This window comes from Streptomyces sp. NPDC006691 (assembly GCF_042869955.1).
Lineage (GTDB): Bacteria > Actinomycetota > Actinomycetes > Streptomycetales > Streptomycetaceae > Streptomyces.
The window spans coordinates 96,996-121,608 of record NZ_JBIAGW010000021.1 but is presented as its reverse complement, the minus strand read 5'-3'; the positions used below and the strand labels follow the sequence as shown (position 1 = coordinate 121,608).

Annotated in this window: 21 protein-coding genes; 11 read left to right on the top strand and 10 right to left on the bottom strand. The window is 71.9% G+C overall.

Annotation, left to right across the window (positions count from 1 at the left end):
* Positions 1–91: 91 nt before the first annotated feature.
* From ACFYNP_RS32700 to ACFYNP_RS32690, 3 genes are all read right to left on the bottom strand, one after another.
* A complete protein-coding gene (locus ACFYNP_RS32700) occupies positions 92–649 on the bottom strand; it encodes a hypothetical protein (protein ID WP_388790651.1) in 558 nt (185 codons plus the stop codon).
* A gap of 204 nt (positions 650–853) precedes the next feature.
* On the bottom strand, positions 854–1,615 hold the full coding sequence (locus tag ACFYNP_RS32695; protein WP_388404794.1) for a DUF4239 domain-containing protein: 762 nt from the start codon (positions 1,613–1,615) through the stop codon (positions 854–856).
* Positions 1,616–1,639: 24 nt separating this feature from the next.
* Positions 1,640–1,867: a hypothetical protein gene (locus ACFYNP_RS32690; protein WP_388404796.1), complete on the bottom strand. Its 228-nt coding sequence runs from the start codon at positions 1,865–1,867 to the stop codon at positions 1,640–1,642.
* A gap of 611 nt (positions 1,868–2,478) precedes the next feature.
* Between ACFYNP_RS32690 and ACFYNP_RS32685 the strand changes: the two genes are divergently transcribed.
* The 4 genes from ACFYNP_RS32685 (at position 2,479) to ACFYNP_RS32670 (ending at position 8,658) form a co-directional block, all read left to right on the top strand.
* Positions 2,479–3,453 (top strand): SCO0930 family lipoprotein, encoded by a 975-nt coding sequence (locus tag ACFYNP_RS32685; protein ID WP_388790648.1) that lies wholly within the window; start codon positions 2,479–2,481, stop codon positions 3,451–3,453.
* A 255-nt stretch (positions 3,454–3,708) separates the two neighbouring features.
* Positions 3,709–4,521 carry an SAM-dependent methyltransferase gene (locus ACFYNP_RS32680; RefSeq protein WP_388404802.1) on the top strand — a complete coding sequence of 271 codons (813 nt, stop codon included), beginning with the start codon at positions 3,709–3,711 and terminating at the stop codon, positions 4,519–4,521.
* Positions 4,518–6,692 carry a putative bifunctional diguanylate cyclase/phosphodiesterase gene (locus ACFYNP_RS32675; RefSeq protein ID WP_388790645.1) on the top strand — a complete coding sequence of 725 codons (2,175 nt, stop codon included), beginning with the start codon at positions 4,518–4,520 and terminating at the stop codon, positions 6,690–6,692. Before ACFYNP_RS32680 ends, ACFYNP_RS32675 begins: the two co-directional genes overlap by 4 nt.
* Positions 6,693–7,236: 544 nt before the next feature.
* Positions 7,237–8,658 (top strand): transglycosylase SLT domain-containing protein, encoded by a 1,422-nt coding sequence (locus tag ACFYNP_RS32670; RefSeq protein WP_388790663.1) that lies wholly within the window; start codon positions 7,237–7,239, stop codon positions 8,656–8,658.
* 84 nt (positions 8,659–8,742) lie between these two features.
* Here the strand turns inward: ACFYNP_RS32670 and ACFYNP_RS32665 are convergent, their stop codons facing one another.
* Complete coding sequence (locus ACFYNP_RS32665) at positions 8,743–9,645, bottom strand: LysR family transcriptional regulator (RefSeq protein WP_388404807.1); 903 nt, start codon at positions 9,643–9,645, stop codon at positions 8,743–8,745.
* An 83-nt stretch (positions 9,646–9,728) separates the two neighbouring features.
* Here ACFYNP_RS32665 and ACFYNP_RS32660 point away from each other — a divergent pair, with 83 nt between their 5' ends.
* Genes ACFYNP_RS32660 through ACFYNP_RS32650 form a run of 3 tightly spaced genes read left to right on the top strand, consistent with a single transcriptional unit; the run spans position 9,729 to position 13,148 of the window.
* Positions 9,729–10,445 (top strand): succinate dehydrogenase, encoded by a 717-nt coding sequence (locus ACFYNP_RS32660; protein ID WP_388790642.1) that lies wholly within the window; start codon positions 9,729–9,731, stop codon positions 10,443–10,445.
* 1 nt (position 10,446) lies between these two features.
* Positions 10,447–12,396 (top strand): fumarate reductase/succinate dehydrogenase flavoprotein subunit, encoded by a 1,950-nt coding sequence (locus ACFYNP_RS32655; RefSeq protein WP_388790639.1) that lies wholly within the window; start codon positions 10,447–10,449, stop codon positions 12,394–12,396.
* A complete protein-coding gene (locus tag ACFYNP_RS32650) occupies positions 12,393–13,148 on the top strand; it encodes a succinate dehydrogenase/fumarate reductase iron-sulfur subunit (protein ID WP_388404816.1) in 756 nt (251 codons plus the stop codon). The genes ACFYNP_RS32655 and ACFYNP_RS32650 overlap by 4 nt, the downstream gene beginning before the upstream one ends.
* Before the next feature lie 77 nt (positions 13,149–13,225).
* Here the strand turns inward: ACFYNP_RS32650 and ACFYNP_RS32645 are convergent, their stop codons facing one another.
* From ACFYNP_RS32645 to ACFYNP_RS32635, 3 genes are all read right to left on the bottom strand, one after another.
* Positions 13,226–14,974: a carbohydrate binding domain-containing protein gene (locus ACFYNP_RS32645; RefSeq protein WP_388790636.1), complete on the bottom strand. Its 1,749-nt coding sequence runs from the start codon at positions 14,972–14,974 to the stop codon at positions 13,226–13,228.
* A gap of 199 nt (positions 14,975–15,173) precedes the next feature.
* Positions 15,174–17,528 (bottom strand): ATP-binding cassette domain-containing protein, encoded by a 2,355-nt coding sequence (locus ACFYNP_RS32640; protein ID WP_388790633.1) that lies wholly within the window; start codon positions 17,526–17,528, stop codon positions 15,174–15,176.
* A 36-nt stretch (positions 17,529–17,564) separates the two neighbouring features.
* On the bottom strand, positions 17,565–18,617 hold the full coding sequence (locus tag ACFYNP_RS32635) for an LLM class flavin-dependent oxidoreductase (protein ID WP_388790631.1): 1,053 nt from the start codon (positions 18,615–18,617) through the stop codon (positions 17,565–17,567).
* Positions 18,618–18,818: 201 nt separating this feature from the next.
* Here ACFYNP_RS32635 and ACFYNP_RS32630 point away from each other — a divergent pair, with 201 nt between their 5' ends.
* Positions 18,819–19,307 carry a hypothetical protein gene (locus ACFYNP_RS32630; RefSeq protein WP_388790628.1) on the top strand — a complete coding sequence of 163 codons (489 nt, stop codon included), beginning with the start codon at positions 18,819–18,821 and terminating at the stop codon, positions 19,305–19,307.
* An 84-nt stretch (positions 19,308–19,391) separates the two neighbouring features.
* Here ACFYNP_RS32630 and ACFYNP_RS32625 read toward each other — a convergent pair whose 3' ends face one another.
* On the bottom strand, positions 19,392–19,613 hold the full coding sequence (locus tag ACFYNP_RS32625; RefSeq protein WP_388404829.1) for a dodecin: 222 nt from the start codon (positions 19,611–19,613) through the stop codon (positions 19,392–19,394).
* 241 nt (positions 19,614–19,854) lie between these two features.
* On the opposite strand from ACFYNP_RS32625, the gene ACFYNP_RS32620 reads away from it, so the two are divergent.
* The 3 genes from ACFYNP_RS32620 to ACFYNP_RS32610 all read left to right on the top strand — a co-directional run bounded on the left by ACFYNP_RS32620 (position 19,855) and on the right by ACFYNP_RS32610 (position 23,242).
* The gene (locus ACFYNP_RS32620; protein ID WP_388790625.1) at positions 19,855–21,108 is read left to right on the top strand and encodes an extracellular solute-binding protein; all 1,254 of its coding nucleotides are present in this window, start codon (positions 19,855–19,857) and stop codon (positions 21,106–21,108) included.
* Between the two features lie 69 nt (positions 21,109–21,177).
* Positions 21,178–21,669, top strand: a complete 492-nt coding sequence (locus ACFYNP_RS32615) for a peptidylprolyl isomerase (protein WP_388404835.1) — start codon at positions 21,178–21,180, stop codon at positions 21,667–21,669.
* Between the two features lie 211 nt (positions 21,670–21,880).
* A complete protein-coding gene (locus ACFYNP_RS32610) occupies positions 21,881–23,242 on the top strand; it encodes an NAD(P)/FAD-dependent oxidoreductase (protein WP_388404838.1) in 1,362 nt (453 codons plus the stop codon).
* On the opposite strand, the gene ACFYNP_RS32605 is transcribed toward ACFYNP_RS32610, so the two are convergent.
* Positions 23,222–24,037, bottom strand: coding sequence for a cytochrome c oxidase assembly protein (locus ACFYNP_RS32605; protein ID WP_388790622.1), 816 nt, complete (start codon positions 24,035–24,037; stop codon positions 23,222–23,224). The genes ACFYNP_RS32610 and ACFYNP_RS32605 overlap by 21 nt on opposite strands.
* Positions 24,037–24,555 (bottom strand): DUF2243 domain-containing protein, encoded by a 519-nt coding sequence (locus ACFYNP_RS32600; protein ID WP_388790620.1) that lies wholly within the window; start codon positions 24,553–24,555, stop codon positions 24,037–24,039. The genes ACFYNP_RS32605 and ACFYNP_RS32600 overlap by 1 nt, the downstream gene beginning before the upstream one ends.
* Positions 24,556–24,613: the final 58 nt, after the last annotated feature.

Below are 24,613 nucleotides of genomic sequence, written 5' to 3'. Positions count from 1 at the left end.
GCTCGCCGACCGCTACCGTGCCGGAGTCGTTCTGGCCTCGCTGATCCTCTGGCTCCGCGAAACCAGTTCGTGATCATTTGTCAGACACCCCCTAGTGGCGACGGCCGGTGGCGCGTCGGCGGTACAGGGCGTAGCCCGTGCCCCCGGTCGCGAGCGCGATCAGGGTGGCGCCGGCCGCGAGTTCGACGGGGTTCAGAGAGCCGTCCACGCTGCCGCCGAGGCCGCCGCGGACGCCCCGCGGAGTGGTCACGGTGGGCCGGACGGTGGGGCGCACGGTCGAGCTGGTGGTCGGCGAACCGCCGCTGATCGTCAACTGGCTGGTTCCCCGCGCTCCGTCGCAGGAGAACGTGACCGTGTACGCGGCGCCCCGCTTGGCGTCCCAGTCGACCGTCGCGTTCCTCGAACTGTCCTTGGGCACGGTGACCGTGTCGAAGACCCCGGAGGACACGGTGGCTTCGGTGGAGCAGCCGGTGACGTTCAGCGTGACCTGGCCGCCGGGCGCGATCACCGAGGGGGTCACGCTGAAGCCGAACGGCGTGATGTTGCTTCCGCCGGCGGTGCCCTCGGCCGCGGCGGCGGTCGGCGCGGTGAGGGAGAGGGCGGCGGCAGCGCCGAGCAGGGTGGCGGAAGCGATGCGTATCGCGCCCATGGTCAGTCCTCCGGTCCCCGAGGAGCAGCTGCGGATCCGATTCCACATGGGGGCGATGCACCTCGATGCCCGAAACGCTAGGAGGCGGCCCGGTGTGTCGCGATCGCTGTCCGGCGAATGGGGCATCGCCGTCCCCCGCCCGGCCGAGCGAAGGCCCCGCCGGTGCGGCGGAGCCTCGGGGCGCGGACCGGCGGGCCGGGGGTGTCAGCCGACGCCGGGGAACAGGTCCATGAACGGGCCCGCGGTCGCCGAGATGCCCCGGCCGAAGGGGGCGTCGAAGTCCCAGATCAGGAAGAGCAGGAAGGCGATCAGGGCGCTGAAGAGACCGGCGAGCAGCAGCTCCCGCCAGCTGCGCCGGATCTGCATCGTGAAGATCAGCCCGACCGTGACGAGGGCGCCGATGATCAGGCCGAACCACACGACCCCGGGCATGGTCGCGCCGGCCCCCTGACCGCGGGCGGTGCGGGCCGCGTCCACCGCGCCCACCTGGTCGATCACCGGCTGGTAGGCCTGGGCCTCGAAGTCGTTCGCCGGGTGGTAGTCCGTCACATCGCGGCGGATCCGCTCCAGTTTCGCGGTGCCCTCGTCGGTGAGGTCACCGTGCTTGGCCATGTGGCTCCACTCGGTGTGCACCACATAGCTGACGTACGCGTCGACATCGGCCCGGGTCCGGTCGCGCACCTCCGCCGGATACACCTGGACGCGCTGGCTGATCTCGTGCAGGGCCTGGGCCTCCTGCTGTACGTCCGCCTGGGCGGCTCCGCGGCCCTCCCAGACGCCGGCGATGGCGAGACCGAGGACGATGGCGTACACCACGCCGATCATCATGGTCATGTACTCGATGACGTCGGGGGTTTCGGACGTGTCGACGTCCGGGGTGATCCGGCGGCTGCTGAACAGGGTGATGGTGAGCACGACCGCGCATGCGGCGGCCATGGCGATGACCAGGACGAGCCAGTCGGACAACGGGACCTCTCAGGGAAGGTGGGCTCAGCGCGAGCGGGAGCCGGAGCGGGAACGCAGCAGGGCCGCGCCGATGACGGCGGGGGCGGTGAGGAGCAGCGTGAAGGTGACGGGGGAGAGCCGGGGCGCGGGCTTCTTGCGCGGCGGCATCTGGTAGTGGCGCAGGGTGATCCGGGGCGCGGCCGCCGGCCCGGGGCGCGGCGGCGGTGCGCTCGGCGCGGGCGGTACGACGGGCGGCGCGGGCGGGTGGGCCACCGGGGGCACCGCCGCGGGAGGCGCCGGGTGCGGCGTCGGCCGGGGTGCGGGGCGGGGCGGGGGCGGGGTCGGCCGAGGCGCGGGCCGGGGCGGGGGTTTGGGCGCGGGCGGTGCGGGAGGCGGCGGGGCCGGCGGCCGCGGGGTGGGCGTGGGCGTGGGATGCGGGTGGGGATGCGGATGGGGGTGGGGGTGCGGCGGCCAGGGGCACCGGTGGCCCGTGCCGGCGACCGCCCAGGGCGAACCGCTGCTCCCCTGCGTCACCGAGGCGTAGGCACAGGCGTCGGCCTGTGTGGCCGGGGCGGGTGCCGACAGGAGCACGGTGAAGGCCGTGGCGGCGAGCAGCCGTCCGGCGAGGCGTCGTCCTTGCGCTAGTCGTCCTTGCACTAGGTGATCATCGGGCCGTGGCGGCGCCGCCATAGGGGGCGTCGAACCGATTCGCCTGAAGGGGGGAGTTCCGGCGGATGTGCGTTCGCCGCGTTGACCAGCTGTTCGGGCCCGTTCGGAAAAATTTCCTCGTCCGGGTTGAACGGACCGTCACCCGCCGCCCGTACTTAGGGCCGTCACCCGGCGCATCCAGCGCCTCAACAGCCTTACGAACAACGGGAGTTGACATGAGCACCTGGCGCAGCGCGACGCTCGCGGCAGCGGCGGCGGCAGTACTGGCACTGACCGCGACGGGCTGCGGCCAGGACAAGGGCAGTGGCTACGCGGGCAGCGGCAGCGGCAGCGGCAACGGCCAGCCGGTCGGCAACGCGAGCACCGCACAGCAGCCCGGCGACAACGCCTATGGTTCGAGCGGCGGTTACGGGCAGGCGGGCGGCGCCGAGTCGGCCGCGAAACAGGCGGGACAGCTCACGGTCAGCGACAGCAAGGAGCTCGGCAAGATCGTCACCGACAGCGCCGGGTTCACGCTCTACCGGTTCGACAAGGACACCGCGAGTCCGCCGAAGGCCACCTGCGAGGGCGACTGCGCGAAGGCGTGGCCCGCGGTGCCCGCCGACGGGGTCACCGCGGCGGCGGGCACCGACGCCTCGAAGCTCGGCTCCGTCACCCGGGCCGACGGCACCAAGCAGCTCACCATCGGCGGCTGGCCGATGTACCGCTACGCCAAGGACACCAGCCCCGGCGACCTCAACGGGCAGAACGTGGGGGGCACTTGGCACGCCTCCGCACCCGACGGCAAGAAGGCCTCGGCCCAGGCCCCGGCCGCCCCGGCCACGGCGATGCCGGGCCTCTCGGTCCGCAAGGACGCCAAGCTCGGCGACGTCATCGTGGACGCCCGCGGCATGACCGTCTACCGCTTCAAGAAGGACTCGGCCTGGCCCATGAAGTCCGCCTGTACCGGCGCCTGCCTCCAGAAGTGGCCGGCGGTGGCGCCGGTCGACAAGAACGACACCCAGGGCATCGCCCTCAAGGGCTTCGTCACCTTCAACCGGCCCGACGGGGTCAAGCAGCAGTCGATCACCTGCTGGCCCGTGTACACGTTCTCGGGCGACACCAAGCCCGGCGACACCAACGGCCAGGGCGTGGGCGGCACGTGGTACGCCGTGTCCCCCCAGGGCAAGCTCGTCGGCGCGCCCAAGTAGCCCCGCGCCCCACCCCGTCGGCCCGTCACCGCGCCCCCTCGCGGTGACGGGCCGACGCATGTGTCCAGTCGGCGATACGATGACGCGCGCTGCCACGCGGCCCCGTACGATCCGGTGCACATGCCGTGGGCGTGTGACCAATAACGGACGAGCATTTTCCGTTTTTGCTCGCTCTCTTGGCAGACGATCAGTAGCCTCAGGCGCAAACAATGGTCATGGTCATGGCCGTCCTGCGGCGACTTGTTGGAGACATTGATGGAGCGTCCCGCCTGGGCCCCTCAGGGCATCGACATCTCGGTGCCGAGCGTGTCCCGCATATACGACTACTACCTGGGCGGTTCGCACAATTTCGAGGTCGACCGGGAAGCGGCTCGCGAGGCCATGCGCTTCATGCCGGGCCTGCCCAAGGTCATGCAGGCGAACCGCGCCTTCATGCGCCGCGCGGTCCGGTTCGCGGTGGACGAGGGAATCACCCAGTTCCTGGACATCGGATCCGGAATACCGACCTTCGGGAACGTGCACGAGGTCGCCCACGCGGCGGACCCCGATGCCCGCGTGCTGTACGTCGACCACGACCCGGTGGCCGTCGCCCACAGCCAGGCCGTCCTGGAGGGCAACGACCTCGCCGGGATAGCCGCGGCCGACCTGCGCAAGCCGCAGGACATCCTGAGCGCCGTCGAAAGCTCCCAACTCCTCGACCTGTCACGGCCGGTGGCGCTCCTGCTGGTCGCCGTGCTGCACTTCGTCGAGGACCAGGACGACCCGTACGGGGCCGTCGCGGCGCTGCGCGACGCGCTCGCCCCCGGCAGCGTCCTCGTCCTCACCCACGCCGCCTACGAGGGCATCCCGCTCAGCGAGGAGGAGGCCGGCGGCACGGTGGGCGTCTACCGCAACATCAAGAACCCGCTGGTGATGCGCTCGCGCGAAGAGATCGCCGGCTTCTTCGAGGGGTACGAGATGCTGGAGCCCGGCCTGGTCTCCATGCCGCTGTGGCGGCCGGAGGGCGAGGCCGACCAGGAGGATCCCTACGCCTTCTCGGGCTTCGCCGGTGTGGGGCGCAAGGCGTGAGCAAGCCGCCCAAGCCGCAGGCCCCGGTCCTCGCGCCGGACAGCCCCGAAGACCGGCTCAGACGGTTCGCGACGATCTGGAGCCGGGCGATCTTCCCGGTCACGGCGACCTCGCTGACCCGCCCCGAGTTCGAGCGGCACCTCCTGCCGCTGGCCCGCCGGCTGATCGACGCCCTGCACGGGCGGCACTTCGACCCCTCGCCCGCCCAGGAGATCGGCGTCGCCCTGGTCGCCGTGCACTGCACCGACCCGGACGCCCTCAGCCGCACCCTCGGAGTGGTCGAGTCCTATCTCGTGCTGTACTGCGGCGCGGGCGACGAGCTGACCGCGGAAGAGGCACGGGCCCGCTGCGCCCGGCTCCAGCACGCCATCGCGGCCGGCTTCGCGGCGGCCCTGCGCGAACGCACCCGTTCCGAGCAGGAGGCCATCGCCCGCTCCGCGATGTCGGCGCGCAGTGCGGCCCTGGACGCCCTGCACGCCACCGAGACCCGGTTCCGCGCGGTCTTCGAGGGCGCCGCGATCGGCATCGGCATCGCCGACCTCCAAGGCCGGGTCCTGGAGGTCAACGAGACCCTCACCCGGATGTTCGGCGGGATAGAGGGCCAGCTGCGCAGCCGCAACGTCAGCGAGTGGGTGCACCCCGAGGACGCCCCGCAGGTCTGGCGGCTCTACGACGAACTCGTCCGCGGCGAACGCGACCACTACCGGATCGAGAAGCCCTACTACCGCGGCGACGGAACCGTCCTGTGGACCAACCTCACCGTCTCGCTCCTGCGCGACGCGGAGGGCCGCCCGCAGTACCAGCTGGCGCTGATGGAGGACACCACCGAGCGCCGGCTGCTCAACCTGCGGCTGCGCTACGAGGCCACGCACGACGCGCTCACCGGGCTGCCCAACCGCACCCTGTTCTTCGAACGCCTGGAGAAGGCCCTGGCACCGGGCGACGGGAAGCGGTTCGGGCTCTGCTATCTGGACCTCGACGGCTTCAAGGCGGTCAACGACAGCCTCGGCCACTCGGCCGGCGACCGGCTCCTGGTCGAGGTGGCCGACCGGCTCCAGAGCTGCGCCACCGGGCCCGGCGAGATGGTGGCCCGGCTCGGCGGAGACGAGTTCGTCGCGCTCACCACGGGCCCGGACACCGAGTTCGAGGCGGACGAGCTGGCCTCGCGCATCCTGAACACCCTCGCGACCCCGATCCGCATCGAGGGCCGCGAGCTGACCGTGCGCGGCTCGATCGGCGTCGTCGAGGGCCCGGCGGGCGAGCGCAGCGCGGCCGAGGTGCTGCGCAGCGCGGACATCACGATGTACCGGGCCAAGTCGGCCGGCGGCAACCGCTTCGAGTTCGCGGACGCCGAGGCCGACGCCCGCGCGATCACCCGGCACGGGCTCACCAACGCCCTGCCGGCGGCCCTGGAGCGGGGCGAGTTCTTCATCGAGTACCAGCCGCTCGTGCACCTCGGCGACGGCAGTGTGCACGGCGCCGAGGCCCTGGTGCGCTGGTCGCACCCGCAGCACGGGGTGCTCGGGCCCGACCGGTTCATCCCGCTCGCCGAGCACACCGGGCTCATCGTGCCCCTCGGCCGCTGGGTGATGCAGGAGTCCGTGCGCCAGGCCCGCGCCTGGCAGGAGGCCCACCCCGGTGCCACCGACGGCGGGCCGCTGCGCATCAACGTCAACCTGTCGCCGACCCAGCTCTACCACCCGGGCCTGGTCGCCGACACCGTCGAGATGCTGGAGCGCACCGGGCTCACCCCCGGCGCGCTCTGCCTGGAGGTCACCGAGTCCGCGCTCATCGGTGCCGACGACGACCTCCTCAAGCCGCTGCGCCAACTCGCCGAGATGGGCGTCGACATCGCCCTGGACGACTTCGGCACGGGCTACTCCAACCTCGCCAACCTGCGCCGGCTCCCGGTGAGCGTGCTCAAGCTGGACCGGTCCTTCACCCAGTCCATGCAGCAACTGCCCGCCGACCCGGTGGACATGAAGATCGTCGAGGGGATCGTGTCGCTCGCGCACAGCCTGTCGCTCGCGGTGACCGTGGAGGGCGTCGAGACGGGCGCCCAGGCCGAGCAGCTGAAGGAGCTGGGCTGCGACACGGCCCAGGGCTGGTACTACGCGCGGCCCGGTGCACCGGACCGGATCCACTCGCTGGCCCTGGTGGACGCGGTCTAGGGCCTCTCCGGCGGATCCGGTCGCCGTCGAGATGCCCCGGCCCCGCGGTGCTGGTGGGCGTGCCGGGGCCCTGCGGTGCTGGTGGGCGTGCCGGGGCCCTGCGTCCCGGACAAGGTCTGCCGGACAGGCCCCAGGCGCAGCCGCCGCGGTTCGAGCCGGCCGGGCCCCGCCCGAGCGCCTCCTCACGGCGTCCGGCGGGGCCCGGCCGGACGCGGTGCGCCGCCGCGGTCGGGCGGCTTCGGCGGCCCGGCCGGGCCAGGCGGCCCCAGCGCCCGAGCACCCTGGAGCACCGACGCCGGGCCCGTAGCCCACGCGGCCCCGTCCTGTCAGCCCGTAAGGTTCCGGATTCTCCGTTCGAGAAGCGCGTCGCTACCTTCCGAAGCGCTCGGCATCCGACGGTTGGACGAACCGTCACCGCGCTTTCCAGGAGGTCACGTTGACCGCGCGCCACCCCACCCGCGTCCGCGGACCGCTCGGCCGCGCCGGGGCACCGCACTCGCAGTCCGCCGTGCGGCTCGCTCGCAGGGCGCCCCACCGCGCCATCATGGCGATGTTCGCCTCCTTACTGCTCGCGGCGGGGATCCTGGCCGGCGCCTCGCCCGCCTCCGCCGCACCCAGCGACCTGTGTGCGCAGGTCGGCTACACGGCCGGCTTCCGGGGCGACGCCCTGGTGACCGCCGTGGCGGTGGCCCTGGCCGAGTCCAGCTGCAACCCGACGGCGACCAACGTCCAGAACAACACCCCGCCCTCCACGGACCGGGGCCTCTGGCAGATCAACAGCTACTGGCACCGCGAGGTCGACGACAACTGCGCCTTCGACCCCCAGTGCAACGCGAACGCGGCCTACGTCATCTCCTCCAGCGGCACCGACTGGGCCGCCTGGTCCACCTACAACCAGGGCGCGCACCTGCGGCACATGGGCGAGGCACAGGACGCGGTGGACCGCCTCGGCCACCACGAACCGGGCCCGGCCCCGCTGGTGTTCCCCTCCGAGTCGGGGCGGGTGGTCTCGGCCCGCTCGGCGGACGGCCGGCTGGAGATCTTCGCGGCGGGCGCCGACGGCATCCACCACGCCTGGCAGGTGGGGGTGAACGGGAACTGGTCCGAGTGGGAGTCCCTGGGCGGCCCGGCCGGCGCCGAGTTGGCGATCGGCCCGAACGCGGACGGCCGGCTCGAACTCTTCGCGATCAACGGCAATGTGTTCCAGCACCGGTACCAGACGGCGCCCTCGGGCGGCTGGTCCGGCTGGGAGGACTTCGGCGGTGGCGGCAAGGACATAGCGGTCGGCACGAACGGTGACGGTCGCATGGAGGTCTTCGCCTCCAACCCCAAGGGTCTCTTCCACCGGTACCAGACCGCGGCGAACAGCGGCTGGTCGCCCTGGGAGTCCGCGGGCGGCGGCCCCGCCGACAGCCAGGTGGAGATGGAGAAGTCGGCGGACGGCCGTCTGGAGGTCTTCGCCATCAACGGCGACGTGTTCCAGCACCAGTTCCAGACCGCGGTGAACGGCGGCTGGTCCGCGTGGGAGGAGTTCGGCGGCGGCGGCCACGATCTGACGGTCGATCACAACCAGGACGGCCGCATTGAGGTCTTCGCCTCGGGGCCCAAGGGCATCTTCCACAAGTACCAGACGAATCCCACCAGTTGGTCCGGCTGGGAGCCCACCGGCGGGCCCGCCGACTCCCAGCTCACCAGCGAGCGCTCGCCCGACGGCCGGGTGGAGGTGTTCGCGATCAACGGCAGTGTGGCCCAGCACCTGTGGCAGACCGGGGTGAACGCCCCGTACGGCCAGTGGGAGACGTTCGGCGGCGGGGGTTCCGAGGTCGTCGCCGCGACCAACGCCGACGGTCGCATCGAGGTCTTCGGTACGAGCCGGGACGGCGTCCACCACCGCTGGCAGACCGGCTTCTCGTCCTGGTCCGAGTGGGCCTGGCTCAACACCACGTCGGGGCCGCCCGTGGGCTGACCAGGGCCCGGACCAGGACCAGAACCAGGACCCGGGCCATGTGCCCGACTCCCACTCCGACCCCGACCCCGACCCTGGGACCGGTCAGCCGCCCGAGCGCCGGCCGGTCCCGATGCTCAGCAGGACCCGCTGCAACTCCCGCGCGGCGCGCGGCGGGTCCACGTCGCTCCGGTGGGCCAGGGCGATGGTGCGGCGCAGGCCGGGGCGGGCCAGCGGGGTCACCCGCAGGTCCCTGGTCCGCGCCGCCACCATGCTCGGCACCACGGCGACCCCGAGCCCGGCCCGCACGAAGCCGAGCACCGCGTCCATCTCGCCGCCCTCCACCGTGAAGGCGGGCTCGAAGCCCTCGGCGCGACAGGCGGCCACCGTGAGCTCCCGCAGGTCGTAGCCGTGCCGGAACATCACCAGGGGTGCCTCGCGCAGATCGGCGATGTGCACCGACGCGTCCGTGCCGGGTGGCGGCTCGGCGGCCGAGGAGACCACCACCAGGTCCTCCTGGAGCAGCTCGATCGTGGTGAGCGCGGGGGACGCGGCCGGCAGCGGCAGCACGATGAGCGCCAAGTCCAGTGCCCCGCGCGCCAGTTCGCGGACCAGATCGTGCGAGCCGCCCTCCTCGATGAGCAGCTGGATGCCGGGGTGGCGGTCGTGGAAGGCGCGCAGCACGTCCGGCAGCAGGCCCGTGCACAGACTCGGCGTCGCCCCGAGCCGCACCCGGCCGCGCCGGAGCCGAGCCAGCTCCTGCACCTCGATCCTGGCGGTGTCCGCGTCCGCCAGGATGCGCCGGGCCAGCGGCAGAAGGGCCTCGCCCGCGTCGGTGAGCGCGATGTTGCCGCGGGCGCGGCTGAACAGCTCGGCGCCCAGCTCGTTCTCCAGCGCCTTGATCTGCTGGGAGAGCGAGGGCTGGGAGACATGTACGCGCTCGGCGGCCCGGGTGAAGTGCCGGGTCTCGGCGACCGCCACGAAGTAGTGGAGCTGCTGGAACTGCATGGTCCTACGATAGGCCATCCCTATGGAGATGAGCCGAACCATGTCTTGGACCTCTTGGGTCGTTCGCCTCTAGCGTCGAGGGCATGGCTCTGGCAACGCGCACCGACAAACGGACGGACAAACGACCGTCCCTGCCGCGCACACTCTGGGACTCGACCGTCGGCAAGAAGACGGTCATGGCCGTGAGCGGTCTGATCATGCTGTCCTACCTGGTCGTGCACATGATGGGCAACCTGAAGATCTTCTTCGGGGCCGGCCAGTTCGACTCGTACGCGCACTGGCTGCGCACCATCGGCGAGCCCTTCCTGCACTACGAGTGGGCGCTGTGGCTGATCCGCGTGGTGCTCGTGGCCGCCGTGGTGGGCCACGCCGTCGCCGCGTACCAGCTCAGCCGCCGGGACATCAGGGCGCGGCCCCGGGGATACGTCCACAAGCGGGCCCGGGCCAGTTACGCGACCCGCACCATGCGCTGGGGCGGCACCATCCTCGCCCTGTTCATCGTCTGGCACATCCTGGACCTGACGACCGGCACCGTGCACTCCGGCTTCCGGCCCGGCCACCCCTACCAGAACGTCGTGGACACCTTCTCCACCTGGTACGGGAACACGATCTACATCGTGGCGATGGCCGCGCTCGCCCTGCACGTCCAGCACGGCTTCTGGAGCGCCGCTCAGACCCTCGGCGTCGGCAACGCCACCCGCGACCGGGTCCTGAAGGCCCTCGCCAACGTCCTCGCCGTGCTGCTCTTCGCCGGATTCGTCTCCGTACCCGTCGCCGTCATGACCGGAGTGGTGAGCTGACATGACCTCGTACACCGATTACACGGCGGGGGACCCCGTCGTCGACGGCCGCGCTCCGCAGGGGCCGATCGCGGAGCGCTGGGACACCCGCCGCTTCGAGGCCAAGCTGGTCAACCCGGCCAACCGCCGCAAGCACACCGTCATCGTGGTCGGCACCGGCCTCGCGGGCGGCTCGGCGGGCGCCACGCTCGCCGAACAGGGCTACCACGTCGTCCAGCTCTGCTTCCAGGACTCCCCGCGCCGCGCCCACTCCATCGCCGCCCAGGGCGGCATCAACGCCGCGAAGAACTACCGCAACGACGGCGACTCCGTCCACCGGCTGTTCTACGACACCGTCAAGGGCGGCGACTTCCGCGCCCGGGAGTCCAACGTCCACCGCCTCGCACAGATCTCCGTCGAGATCATCGACCAGTGCGTGGCCCAGGGCGTGCCGTTCGCCCGCGAGTACGGCGGACTCCTCGACACCCGCTCCTTCGGCGGCGTCCAGGTCTCGCGCACCTTCTACGCCCGGGGCCAGACGGGTCAGCAGCTCCTGCTCGGCGCCTACCAGGCGCTCTCACGTCAAATCGCCGCCGGGAACGTGGAGTTGCACGCCCGCACCGAGATGCTCGACCTGATCGTGGTGGACGGCAAGGCGCGCGGCATCGTGGCCCGCGACCTGGTCACCGGGAAGATCGACACGTACTTCGCGGACGCGGTGGTCCTCGCGAGCGGCGGCTACGGCAACGTCTTCTATCTGTCGACGAACGCCATGAACTCCAACGCGACCGCGATCTGGCGGGCCCACCGCCGGGGCGCGTACTTCGCGAACCCCTGCTTCACGCAGATCCACCCGACCTGCATCCCGCGCACCGGCGAGCACCAGTCCAAGCTCACCCTGATGAGCGAGTCGCTGCGCAACGACGGCCGCATCTGGGTGCCGAAGGCCAAGGGCGACTCCCGCCCGGCGGCCGAGATCCCCGAGGACGAGCGCGACTACTACCTGGAGCGGATCTACCCCGCCTTCGGCAACCTGGTGCCGCGCGACATCGCCTCGCGCGCCGCCAAGAACGTCTGCGACGAGGGACGCGGGGTCGGCCCCGGCGGACAGGGCGTCTACCTCGACTTCGCCGACGCGATCGCGCGGATGGGCCGGGCGGCCGTCGAGGCGAAGTACGGCAACCTCTTCGACATGTACGCGCGGATCACCGCCGAGGACCCGTACGAGACACCGATGCGGATCTATCCCGCCGTGCACTACACGATGGGCGGACTGTGGGTCGACTACGACCTCCACACCACCGTGCCGGGCCTGTTCGCGATCGGTGAGGCCAACTTCTCCGACCACGGTGCCAACCGCCTCGGTGCCTCCGCCCTGATGCAGGGACTCGCGGACGGCTACTTCGTGCTGCCCGCCACCATCAACGACTACCTCGCGCGCAACCCGCACCAGGAGCCGGTCACCGACGCCCACCCGGCGGTCGCCGAAGCCGTCGCCGAGACCGAGGACCGCCTTCACCTGCTCCTCGCCGTGAACGGGGACCGCACCCCGGACTCCTTCCACCGCGAGATCGGTGAACTCATGTGGGAGTACTGCGGGATGGCCCGCACCGCGCCGGGCCTGCGCAAGGCGCTCGACCGGATCCCGCAGATCCGCGAGGAGTTCTGGCGCCGGATCAAGGTGCCGGGCAGCGGCGAGGAGTTCAACCAGTCCCTGGAGAAGGCCAACCGCGTCGTCGACTACCTGGAGCTCGCCGAGCTCATGTGCCTCGACGCGCTGCATCGCGCGGAGTCCTGCGGAGGCCACTTCCGCGAGGAGTCCCAGACGCCTCAGGGCGAGGCCGAACGCCGCGACGAGGAGTTCTCCTACGCGGCTGCCTGGCAGTTCACCGGCACCGGCACCGCGCCCGTCCTGCACAAGGAAGACCTCGTCTTCGAGTACGTCCACCCCACTCAGCGGAGCTACGCATGAAGCTCACCCTGCGCGTCTGGCGCCAGAAGAACGCCGACTCGCCCGGCGCCATGGCCACGTACGATGTCGACGACATCTCGGCGGACATGTCCTTCCTCGAAATGCTCGACACCCTCAACGAGGAACTCACCCTCAGGGGCGAGGAGCCGGTCGCCTTCGACCACGACTGCCGGGAGGGGATCTGCGGGGCCTGCTCGCTCGTCATCAACGGCGACGCCCACGGCCCCGAGCGGACCACGACCTGCCAGCTCCACATGCGGTCCTTCAGCGACGGCGACACCATCGACGTCGAGCCGTGGCGCGCCTCGGCGTTCCCGGTGGTCAAGGACCTGGTGGTGGACCGCTCGTCCTTCGACCGGATCATCCAGGCCGGCGGCTACGTCAGCGTGCCGACCGGTGCCGCCCCCGAGGCGCACGCCACCCCGGTGCCCAAGCCCGACGCCGACTTCGCCTTCGAGCACGCCGAGTGCATCGGCTGCGGCGCCTGCGTCGCCGCCTGTCCCAACGGCTCGGCGATGCTCTTCACCTCGGCCAAGGTCAACCATCTGAACGTGCTGCCGCAGGGCGCCCCCGAGCGCGAGACCCGGGTCCTGGACATGGTCGGGCAGATGGACGACGAGGGCTTCGGCGGCTGCACCCTGACGGGGGAGTGCGCGACGGCCTGCCCCAAGGGCATCCCGCTGCCGTCGATCGCGGCGATGAACAAGGAGTGGCTGCGGGCGACGCGGAAGGCTCGGAAGGTGGGCCGCTGACGCGGCCGGACGCGCCCCCGGAGGTCTTCCGGGGGCGCGCCGGTGTTCTCAACTCACTTACTTGAAAGCCGAGTTGGCTAGGCGACCGACAGATCGTCGCCGTACACCGCGCCCTGGCCGTACCAGCCGTGCAGGTAGACGGTCACGGTGCCCGAGGCGCCGGTGGTGAACGGCACGCTGAGCTGGGACCAGCCGGTGGTGCTGGTCCACGCGCTGCCGGTGGCGCCGCCCCGGACCCCGAGGTAGGCGTAGCTGCCCTGCACCCAACCGCTCAGTGTGTACTTGGTGTTGGGGGCCAGGGTGAGCGTCTGCGCGCACTCGCCGGTCGTCGACGAGGTGGGCGCGGTCTTCACGGCGTGCGTGCCGCCGTGCACCGGGCTCGCCACCACGGCGGCCCCGCCGTCACAGGTCCACGGGGTGAGCGAGCCGCTCTCGAAGCCGCCGTTGACGAGCGCGCCGGTGTTGCCGCCGGGGCCCGACACGGTGAGCGTGAACGTCGTCGAGTGGGTGAGCGTGCCCGCCGTGCCGGTGACGGTCACCGGGTACGTTCCGGGCGCGGCCGACGCCGATGCCGCGACGGTGAGCTGCGCCGAGGCGCCCGCCGTGACCGAGCTCGGCGTGAGCGTCGCGGTCACCCCGGCGGGAGCGCCGGTGGCGGTCAGCGCGAGCGACTTGGCGCTGCCGGAGGTCACGGCCGTACTCACGGTGGCGGTGGTGGAGCCGCCGGGCGCCACGGAGGCCGAGCCGGGTGCGACCGCCACCGAGAAGTCGTCCTGGACCGGTCCGCCGCCCCCGGTGAAGGGCTCGAAGGTGTGGCTGAAGTACCACGGGTCCTGAGCGATGCCGGAGCAGGTGTCCGAGCCGCCGGTGCCCGGGCAGCCGCCGTTGTCACGCTGGAGGGCCCAGAAGGAGAGGGTGTTGATGCCCTTGGCGGTGGCCCAGTTGTAGACGGCGGTGGCGTCCGCCGTGGTGAACGTCTCGGCCGCGCCGTAGTCGTCGATGCCCGGCATCTCGGTGACACCGACCATGCCCCACAGCTGGGTGGACGACTTGCCCGGGTAGAGCGAGGCCAGCTGGTTGTAGAGGCCGGTGGCGGCGGTCTGGGTGTCGTTCGCCATGTTGTGCGTGGCGCCGTCGTAGTAGTCGAAGGTCATGATGTTCACGACGTCGACCTTGGCGCCGTACTTGACCGCGCTGTTGAGCACCGCGAGCCCGCTGTCGGCGAGACCGCCGGTGGTGGTCGGCAGGGTGTAGGAGATCTGCACGGAACGCCCGTTGGCGGCGGCCCAGTCCTGCACCTTCTTGATCGCCTGGTTGCGGCGGTCGATACCGGCCTTGTTGGTGAGCGAGTTGTCCTCGATGTCCATGTCGAGACGCGACAGGTCGTAGGTGGTGATGACCTTCTCGTACGCGGCCGCGATCGAGTCCACGTTGGTGCAGCTGTCCGCGATCTCGGTGCCGCCGTTGTCGGCCGCGTAGCCGCCGAAGGACGGTATGACGTCGCCGCCGCGCGAGCGGATGGTGGTGATGTCGGCGCCGAACACGGACGACGAGATCGGCTGGCTGGTCGAACCGTTCCAGTACGGGGTGCAGGACCCCTTGGCCTCGGTCTGCACGAACGCCATCGTCAGGTACTTGGCCCCCGACTTCTGCGCGAGATCGGCGGGGCTGTCGGAGGAGTACGCCTCGAAGTACGGCGCGAAGACATGGGCGGGCAACGGGGTCGCGGCGTGTGCGGCGCCCCCGGCCCCGATGACGAGGCCGGCGGACGCGGCGACGGTACTGAGCGTGGCGAACAGGGCGCGGACGGATCTCGGACGTCTCATCGGGGCTCTCCGACGGGGGTGAGAGAAGGGTGCGGACGCCCCATGATTGGTCTGGACCAACGGCCGGTCAAGGGTCTAGGCCAATTCATTCCGCGCGCTTTGCCTTGAGCCCCAACTGACCTGCGGGGCAAGGGAGTCGACGCGTCTGCCGTTCCTGTCGGCGGCCCGCCGGGCCCGCGACGGCCCCGGCGGAGTTCGGCTACCGGGCCCGGGCGCCGCCGGCCAGCGCCCTCGCGAGGTAGGGCGCCGTGCGGCTCGCCGCCGAGGCGGCGATCTCGGCCGGCGGGCCCGCGGCCACCACTTGGCCGCCCTCGTCGCCGCCGCCCGGGCCGAGGTCGAGCACCCAGTCGGCGCCCGCCACCACGTTCATGTCGTGCTCGACGGCGACCACGGAGTGGCCCGCGTCGACCAGGCCGTGTAGCTGGCGCAGCAGGATCTCCACGTCGGCCGGGTGCAGACCCGTCGTCGGCTCGTCCAGGACGTACAGGGTGTGTTCGCGGCGACGGCGCTGCAACTCCGTCGCCAGCTTGATGCGTTGGGCCTCGCCGCCCGACAGCTCGGTGGCGGGCTGGCCCAGTCGGAGATAGCCGAGGCCGACGTCGAGCAGGGCGTCCAGGCCGCGGGCGGCCGACGGCGTGTCCGCGAAGACCTCGGCCGCCGCCTCCACCGTGAGGTCGAGGACCTCGGCGATGTTGCGGCCCCGGTGGGTCACTTCGAGGGTCTCGGCGTTGTAGCGGGCCCCGTGGCAGTCCGGGCAGGGCGCGTACGTGCTCGGCAGGAAGAGCAGCTCGACCGAGACGAACCCCTCGCCCTGGCAGGTCTCGCACCGGCCGCCCGCCACGTTGAAGGAGAACCGGCCCGCCTTGTACCCGCGCGCCTTCGCCTCCCGCGTCTCCGTGAACACCTTGCGCACGACGTCGAACAGGCCGGTGTAGGTGGCCGGATTGGAGCGCGGGGTCCGGCCGATCGGCTTCTGATCCACCCTCACCAGTCGGCCCACGCCCGGGAGTTGCTCGGTGATCGCATCCACGAGAGTGGACTTTCCGGAGCCGGAGACGCCGGTGACCGCGGTGAACACCCCGAGCGGGAACGCCGCGTCCACGCCGCGCAGATTGTGCCGGGTCACCCCGGTCAGCTCAAGCCAGCGCAGTGGCTCGCGGACTGTGCGGCGCGGGGCGGGGGAGCGGTCGAACAGGAAGCGACGGGTCGCCGACGCCTCCACCTCCGCCAGGCCGGCGGGCGGCCCGCTGTGCAGCACCCGGCCGCCGTGCTCGCCGGCCAGCGGACCCACGTCCACCAGCCAGTCCGCGTGCCGCATCACGTCCAGGTGGTGCTCGACCACGAACACCGAGTTGCCCGCAGCCTTGAGCCGGTCCAGGACCGTGAGCAGCGCCTCGGTGTCGGCCGGGTGCAGCCCCGCGGACGGCTCGTCCAGGACGTACACCACGCCGAACAGGCCCGAACGCAACTGGGTGGCGAGCCGCAGGCGTTGCAGTTCTCCCGCCGAGAGGGTGGGCGCGGTCCGGTCCAGGCTCAGATAGCCGAGGCCCAGCTCCACGACCGGGGCGATCCGGGAGAGCAGATCGCCGGTGAGCACGTCCGCGGTCGCACCGCCGCCCGCCTCGGCGAGCAGCCCGGCGAGGGCGGTGAGCGGGAGCGAGACGAGCTCGGCGATCGTCCGGCCCGCGAACGTCACGGCAAGCGCCTCGGGCCGTAGCCGGCGGCCCTCGCACACCGGGCAGTCGGCGGCGGTCAGGAAGCGCTCGGCCTTCGCGCGCAGCGTGGGGCTCTTGCTCTCCGCGAACGTCTTCATCACATAGCGCTGGGCGCTGAAGTACGTTCCCTGGTAAGGGCGTTGGATGCGACCGGCCTCGCGCACCGGGTGCACGGTCACCACCGGCTGCTCGTCGGTGAACAGGATCCAGTCCCGGTCCTTCCGGTCGAGCTCGCCCCAGGGCCGGTCCACGTCGTACCCGAGCGTGTCCAGCACATCGCGCAGGTTCTTGCCCTGCCAGGCGCCCGGCCACGCGGCGATCGCCCCCTCGCGGATCGACAGCGACGGATCGGGCACGAGAAGGTCCTCGCTGGTGCGGTGGACGCGGCCGAGCCCCTGGCACGCGGGGCAGGCGCCGGCGGCCGTGTTGGGCGAGAAGGAGTCCGAGTCCAGCCGCCCCGCGCCCGCCGGATAGTCCCCGGCCCGCGAGAACAGCATCCGCAGCGAGTTCGAGAGTGCGGTCACCGTGCCGACCGACGAACGCGAGCTGGGCGCCGAGCGGCGCTGTTCGAGCGAGACGGCGGGCGGCAGCCCCGAGATCTCGCCGACCTTCGGCGCCCCCACCTGGTGGATCAGCCGGCGCGCGTACGGCGCGACCGACTCGAAGTAGCGGCGCTGCGCCTCGGCGTAGATCGTGCCGAACGCGAGCGAGGACTTCCCGGACCCGGAGACGCCGGTGAACACGGCGAGGCAGTCACGCGGAACATCGACGTCCACCCCGCGCAGATTGTGCTCCCGGGCACCGCGGACACGGACGTACGGATCAGAGGGGCTTTGCATAACGGAATCCTACGGCCGGACACCCAGCCGTGATCTTCAGCGCCGGGGCAACGGGCGCCCGTGACCCTCCGGCCCCGATGCCGCGCCCAGACCCGCGAGCCGCGCCAGGCGACGGTAGGAGCCGAGCAGGGCCGTGCGGTCGTACGTACTCGTGGTGACCAGGAACTCATCGGCGCCGCTGTGCCCGATGACCTTCTCCAGGGCGTCGGCCACCTCCTCCTCGGTCCCGTACACCTGGCCGCGCAGCGCCTCCTCGAACAGGGCACGCTCACGGTCGGTCATCGTCCGGGACAGCACGTCCTCGGCGGGGGACAGGGGAGGGAACTCGCCGCGGGTGCGGGAGTACGCCGTCGACCAGGCCTCCGGGAGCAGGATCCGGCGGGCCTCCTCGGTGGTGTCCGCGACGGCCACGGTGCCCGAGAGGACGACGTACGGGTGCTCGGACCGGGCCGAGGGCCGGAAGGAGGCGCGGTAGTCGTCGATGGCCCGCAGCATCGCGTCCTCGCCCCGGACGTTCGCGATGACGAGGGGCAGCCCGGCCTCGGCCGCGACCCGGGCGCCCTTGCCCGTGGCCAGCACGAAGGCGGGCACAAAAAGGCCCTCGGCGGGGCGGGCGTGGACCTGGGGGTGGGCCCGCTGGGTCCCGTCGAAGTAGCCGAGCAGTTCGGCGAGCTGCCCGCCGAAGTCGTCGGCGTCCTCCTTGCCCCGGCCGAGCGCCTTGCGTATCCCGTCGGTGAAGCCCACGGAGCGGCCGAGTCCCATGTCGATCCGGCCGGGGAAGAGCGCTTCCAGGACCCCGAACTGCTCGGCGACGACGAGGGGTTGGTGGTTGGGCAGCATCACCCCTCCGGTGCCGACCCGGATCGTGGCGGTGGCCGAGGCGACGGCCGCGGCCAGGACCGCGGGGGCCGATCCGGCGACACCGGGCACCGAGTGGTGCTCGGAGACCCAGAAGCGGTGGTAGCCGAGCTGCTCGGCCTCGCGGGCCAGGGCCACGGTGTCCCGCAGCGCCTGCGGCCCGTCGTGCCCGGCGCGGGTGCGCGAGCGGTCGAGTACGGAGAAGCGGGTTGCCGCGATCACAGAGCTCACACCAGGGTTCAACGCCCGCGCGGCGCCAGGATTCCCGTCCGTCCGGTGCGGCCCGTCCGGCCGGTGCGGGGCGCACCGGCCCGCCCGCCGTGAAGCGCCGACGGCGAGTCGCCCCGAGCGCCTCGACAAGCGACCCGCCCCGAGCGCCTCGACAAGCGACCCGCCCCCGCGCGGCCGCGGTCCGCGCTCTAGCCTGGGCGCGTGATCGACAGAACCCGGCCCTACGCCGTCTTCGACCTGGACGGCACCCTCGCCGACAGCGCGCACCGCCAGCATTTCCTCGACGGCAGACCGCGCGACTGGGACGCCTTCTTCGCCGCGGCCCCGGCCGATCCCCCGCTGGCCGAGGGCGTGGCGCTGTGTCTGACGGCCGCCGAGGAGTGCGAGGTCGTCTACCTCACCGGGCGGCCCGAGCGGTGTCGCGAGGACACCCTGCACTGGCTCGCCGGACAGGGCCTGCCGGCCGGCACCGTCCACATGCGGCGCAACGACGACCGGCGGCCGGCCCGCGTCACCAAACTGGAGATCCTGCGCCGCCTGGGCCGCGACCGCGAGGTCCGGATGCTGGTCGACGACGACGAGCTGGTGTGCGACGCCGCCGAGCGGGCCGGGTTCCGGGTCGTGCGGGCGTGCTGGACCGGTGCCAGTGCCGCTCTGAAGGACGCCCAGGAGCGCGAGGGCCGCACCTGAGGGGACCGGGGCGTAACCCGGCCCGCAGGCCGCACCGCCGCACCTCTGCCCGCGGGTCGCACCGCCGCCCCTCGGGCCCGGGGGTCAGACCTCCGCGTCGTCGTCCAGGCGGAAGCCCACCTTGAGCCCGACCTGGTAGTGCTCGACGACGCCGTTCTCGATGTGGCCGCGGACCTGGGTCACCTCGAACCAGTCCAGGTTGCGCAGGGTCTGCGCCGCGCGGGCCACACCGTTGCGGATGGCCTGGTCCACGCCCTCGTGGGAGGTGCCGACGATCTCGCTGACGCGGTACGTGTGGTGGGACATGGAGGTGCTCCCCTCTCGTCGCATGACTCCACCGTGCCCCACCCGGCCGCACTCCGCGAGACAGCGGACCGCGGTCCGGCGCCGGCCGTCCGCCGGTGGCCGGAAAAGTTCGGTGCCCGCCGGGGCTTGACCACCCCATTGGTCCATACCAAACTCACGGGACAACACCCGAACAAGCTCATCGCGCTTGCCCCCCATGTCGGGTCATGACTGCTTGCCCACACGCAGAAGGTGACCTTTCGTGAGGATCCATCGTGCCCTTGCCTGCTCGCTCGCGCTGGTGTCGGTCTCTGCCGCCGGCGGCTGCGGCACACTGCCGGGATTCGGCGGCGACACCACCAAGGTGACCGTCTGGCTGATGCGCAACAGCGCCTCCGACGACTTCGTGCAGCGTTTCGAGCGCGACTTCGAGAAGCAGCACAACAACGTCGAGCTCGACGTCCGGATCCAGGAGTGGACCGGCATCGGCGAGAAGATCGACGCCGCCCTGAAGGGCAAGGACGCGCCGGACGTCATCGAGGTCGGCAACACCCAGGTCCCCCAGTACGCGGCCAGCGGCGGCCTGCTCGACATGACCCTGGAGTCGATCCGCGACTGGGGCAGCGACGCCTGGCTGCCGGGTCTCGCCCAGCCGGGCAACGTGGACGGCATGCAGTACGGCATCCCGTGGTACGCCGCCAACCGCGTCGTCATCTACAACAAGGACCTCTTCGCGGCCGCCGGGATCGCCAAGCCGCCGAAGGACCGCGCGGAGTGGCTGGCCGACACGGCGAAGCTCAACTCCGGCGGAAACCAGGGGATTTACCTGTCCGGACAGGACTGGTACACGCTGGCCGGATTTGTCTGGGACGAGGGCGGGCAGCTGGCCCAGGAGGACGCAGGCGACTGGAAGGGCACCCTCGACAGCCCGGCCGCCCTGCGCGGAATGGAGTTCTACAAGCAGCTCCAGGCACTCGGCAAGGGGCCGAGGAACGCCGACGAGGAGACCCCGCCGCAGGCCGGCGTCTTCGCCAAGGGCAAGGTCGCGCAGATGATCGCGGTGCCCGGCGCGGCCAAGGCCATCCAGAAGGCGAACCCGGCCCTCGCCGACAAGCTGGGCTACTTCCCGATCCCGGGGCCCACCGACGCCAAGCCGGGCGCGGTCTTCACCGGCGGGTCGGACCTGATCATCCCGCGCCGGACCGCGCACCGGGCCGAGGCCGTCCAGGTCGTCGCGGCGCTGACCGGCGAGAAGTGGCAGACCGACCTGGCCACGACCATGAACTACGTACCCAACAAGTCCAGCCTGGCGCCCGCCGTCGAAGGCCAGGCAGGTACCGCGACCATGGCCAAGGGCGCCGCCCAGGGCCGGGCCACTCCCAACTCGCCGCAGTGGGCCGCCGTCGAGGCGGACAACCCCATCAAGCCGTACATGACGGCCGTCCTGAACGGGGCCGATCCCAAGAAGGCCGCGAAGGCCGCCTCGGGGCGGATCACGAGCCTGCTGTTCCCCTGAAGCACCCCTGCCGGAGTCCAAGGGCGAGCCGGGATCGGGCCCGGGGACGGCGGATGTCAGGATGGGGCCATGCAGAACGTTTACTTCGACATCACCATTGACGGCGAGAAGGCCGGCCGCATCGTCTTCCGGCTCTTCGACGACGTCGTCCCCGAGACCGCCCGCAACTTCCGCGAGCTGTGCACCGGCCAGAACGACTACGGCTACGCCGGCTCCACCTTCCACCGCGTCATCCCCGAGTTCATGCTCCAGGGCGGTGACTTCACGCACGGCAACGGCACCGGCGGCAAGAGCATCTTCGGCGCCACCTTCGCCGACGAGAACTTCAAGCTCAAGCACGACCGGCCGTTCCTGCTCTCGATGGCCAACCGGGGCCCGGACACCAACGGCTCCCAGTTCTTCGTGACGACCGTCGTCACCCCCTGGCTGGACGGCAAGCACGTCGTCTTCGGCGAGGTCGTCGAGGGCGAGGACCTCGTGAAGAAGATCGAGGCGCTCGGCACCCGCAGCGGCGCCCCGCGCGCGACCGTGGTCATCAGCGAGAGCGGCGTCGTCGCCTGACGTCCGCCCCGTGCGCGAACGGCGCCGTCCGACCGGATCCATTCCGGCCGGACGGCGCCGTTCCGTGTGTCCGGGTGGGGGCATTCGGTGGTGCGCCCGCGCCGGGTTGATCACTATGGGGATGTTGACGAACGCCGGTCAGGGGCACTCGGGCAGTGGACGGGCCCAGTTCTCGTCCCCGTTCTCAGGTCCCAGGGAAAGGACGCACACCGTGGCACGACCGAGGATTCTCGTCGTAGGCGCCGGCTTCGCCGGAGTCGAATGCGTACGGCGCCTGGAACGCCGCCTCCAACCGGGAGAAGCGGAGATCTCCCTGGTCACCCCGTTCTCGTACCAGCTCTACCTGCCCCTGCTGCCCCAGGTCGCCTCGGGGGTGCTCACCCCCCAGTCGGTGGCGGTCTCGCTGCGGCGCAGCGCCAAGCACCGCACCCGGATCATCCCGGGCGGCGCCATTGGAGTGGACCCCAAGGCGAAGATCTGCGTCATCCGCAAGATCACCGGCGAAACACTCGACCAGCCGTACGACTACATCGTTCTGGCCCCCGGCAGTGTGACCCGCACCTTCGACATCCCCGGCCTCGTCGAGCACGCCCGCGGCATGAAGACCCTCGCGGAGGCCGCCTACATCCGCGACCACGTCATCTCCCAGCTCGACCTGGCCGACGCCAGCGACGACGAGGACGAGCGGGCCTCCCGGCTGCGCTTCGTCGTGGTCGGCGGCGGATACGCGGGCACCGAGACGGCCGCCTGCCTCCAGCGGATCACCACGAACGCGATCAAGCGTTACCCGCGCCTCGACCCGCGCCAGATCAAGTGGCACCTCATCGACATCGCGCCCAAGCTCATGCCCGAACTGGGCGACAAGCTCGGCAAGGCCGCCCTGGAGATCCTCCAGAAGCGCGGCATCGAGGTCTCGCTGGGCGTCTCGATCGCCGAGGCGGGGGCGGACAAGGTCACCTTCACCGACGGCCGCGTACTGCCCTGCCGCACCCTCATCTGGACGGCGGGCGTCGCCGCCAGTCCGCTGGTGGGCACCCTCGACGCGGAGACCGAGCGCGGCCGGCTGCTGGTCACCCCGGAGATGACCGTGCCCGGCATGGACGGCGTGTTCGCGCTCGGCGACGCGGCCGCGGTGCCCGACCTCGCCAAGGGCGAGGGCGCGTTCTGCCCGCCCACCGCGCAGCACGCGATGCGCCAGGGCCCCAGGCTGGCCGACAACATCGTGGCCTCGCTGCGCAACGAGCCGCTCGCGCCCTACCTCCACAAGGACCTCGGCCTCGTCGTGGACCTCGGTGGCCGCGACGCCGTCTCCAAGCCGCTCGGCATCGAGCTGCGCGGCCTGCCCGCCCAGGCGGTGGCCCGCGGTTACCACTGGTCGGCGCTGCGCACCAACGTCGCCAAGACCCGGGTCCTGACCAACTGGATGCTGAACGCGGTCGCGGGCGACGACTTCGTGCGCACCGGCTTCCAGGCGCAGAAGGCCGCCACCCTGAAGGACTTCGAGTACACGGACGCCTATCTGACCCCGGAGCAGGTCCGCGCGCACACGGCCTCACTGACCGTACGAGGCTGACGCGGGCGGCTCCCCGGCCCGCGCCCCGCGGCGGCTCTCGCGGGCGAGGCGTCGGCCGGATGCCGCGTACCACTGGAGCCCGACGACGGCCGCCAGGGCGATCTCCACGAGGTCGCCGCCGTAGTACATGAGCTCGGCGGCGGCCGCGAGGTCGTGCGCACCGAAGCCGGTGCCGGGCGGGGGAGCCGCGTACAGCGTCCTGGCGAGGACGGCGTGCGCGGCTCCCGCGCCGATCAGCGCCGCCGATCGGACGACGGTGCCGGGCCGGCGTGGCAGCGGGTCGAGCGCGCAGACGACGGCGGTGAACAGCAGCCCCGCCGCGAAGACGTGCACATGGACCAGGGCCGCGAGCCAGGGGCGTTCGTGTGCGGCCGCGAACAGCGGGCCGCGGTACAGCAGCCAGAGGCCGCCCACGTCGAGCAGCGCGGCCACCGGCGGACGGCTCAGCACCCCGACCGGACGCGAGCGCAGCACGCCGAGGAGACCCCGCCGGCCGCCCGGCGGCAGCGCGCGCGACGCGAGCGTGACCGGACGGCCGAGGACGAGCAGCAGCGGGGCCGCCATCGCGGTGGCCAGGTGCTGGGCCATGTGGGCCGTGAAGGGGCCACCGGGCGGTGCGAGGAGGGCCACCGCCACCAGCACGGCCGACCCCGCCGTGAAGGAGAGGTCGCGCAACGGCGACCAGCGGTCCCCGCGCCTTCGTAGCCGGGACGCCGCGAGCACATAGGCGAGCGCCCCGCACAGCGCGAGCCCGGCCGCGAGGAGGGCGAGCCGTCCATCCTGCTGATGCTGCATCAAGAGGTGTGCGCGGAAGGCTGGTTGACACTCCGGGCGACGCCACGGAGCAGGACCGCTCCCGCACCGATGAACACCACGGCGAGGATGTTCCACGTCAGGTCGTACGGCACGAGGTCGACGTGGTACCTGATCTGGTGCAGCCCCATCAGTTTGTGCTGGACCGTGCCGTCGTAGAGCTGGAACGCGCCCGCGCCGGCCAGGACGCCGCCGACGAGCGCACGTCGCACCAGGCCCGCCCGCTGGCGCAGGTCGGCGACCAAGACCAGGCCGATGACCACGGCGAACCAGCCGAAGGCGTGGAACAGGCCGTCGGAGACCAGGGCGACGCCCGGGGTGGAGCGGTCGTAGAAGTGGTGCCAGTGCAACAGCTGGTGGAAGACCGTCTCGTCGACGAAGGCGGCGATGCCCACGCCGATGAGCACGCCCGACCAGGCCGAACGGGCCCGCAGCGGCCGGCCCCGCGAGGGCTGGGGAGGGGGCTGCGGAGGGCGCTGGGAAGCGGCTGGAGTCGCCATCGGTGGCACATCCTCGGGGAGTCTGCGGAAGATCGTCCGACGCGGAACTGCACATCCC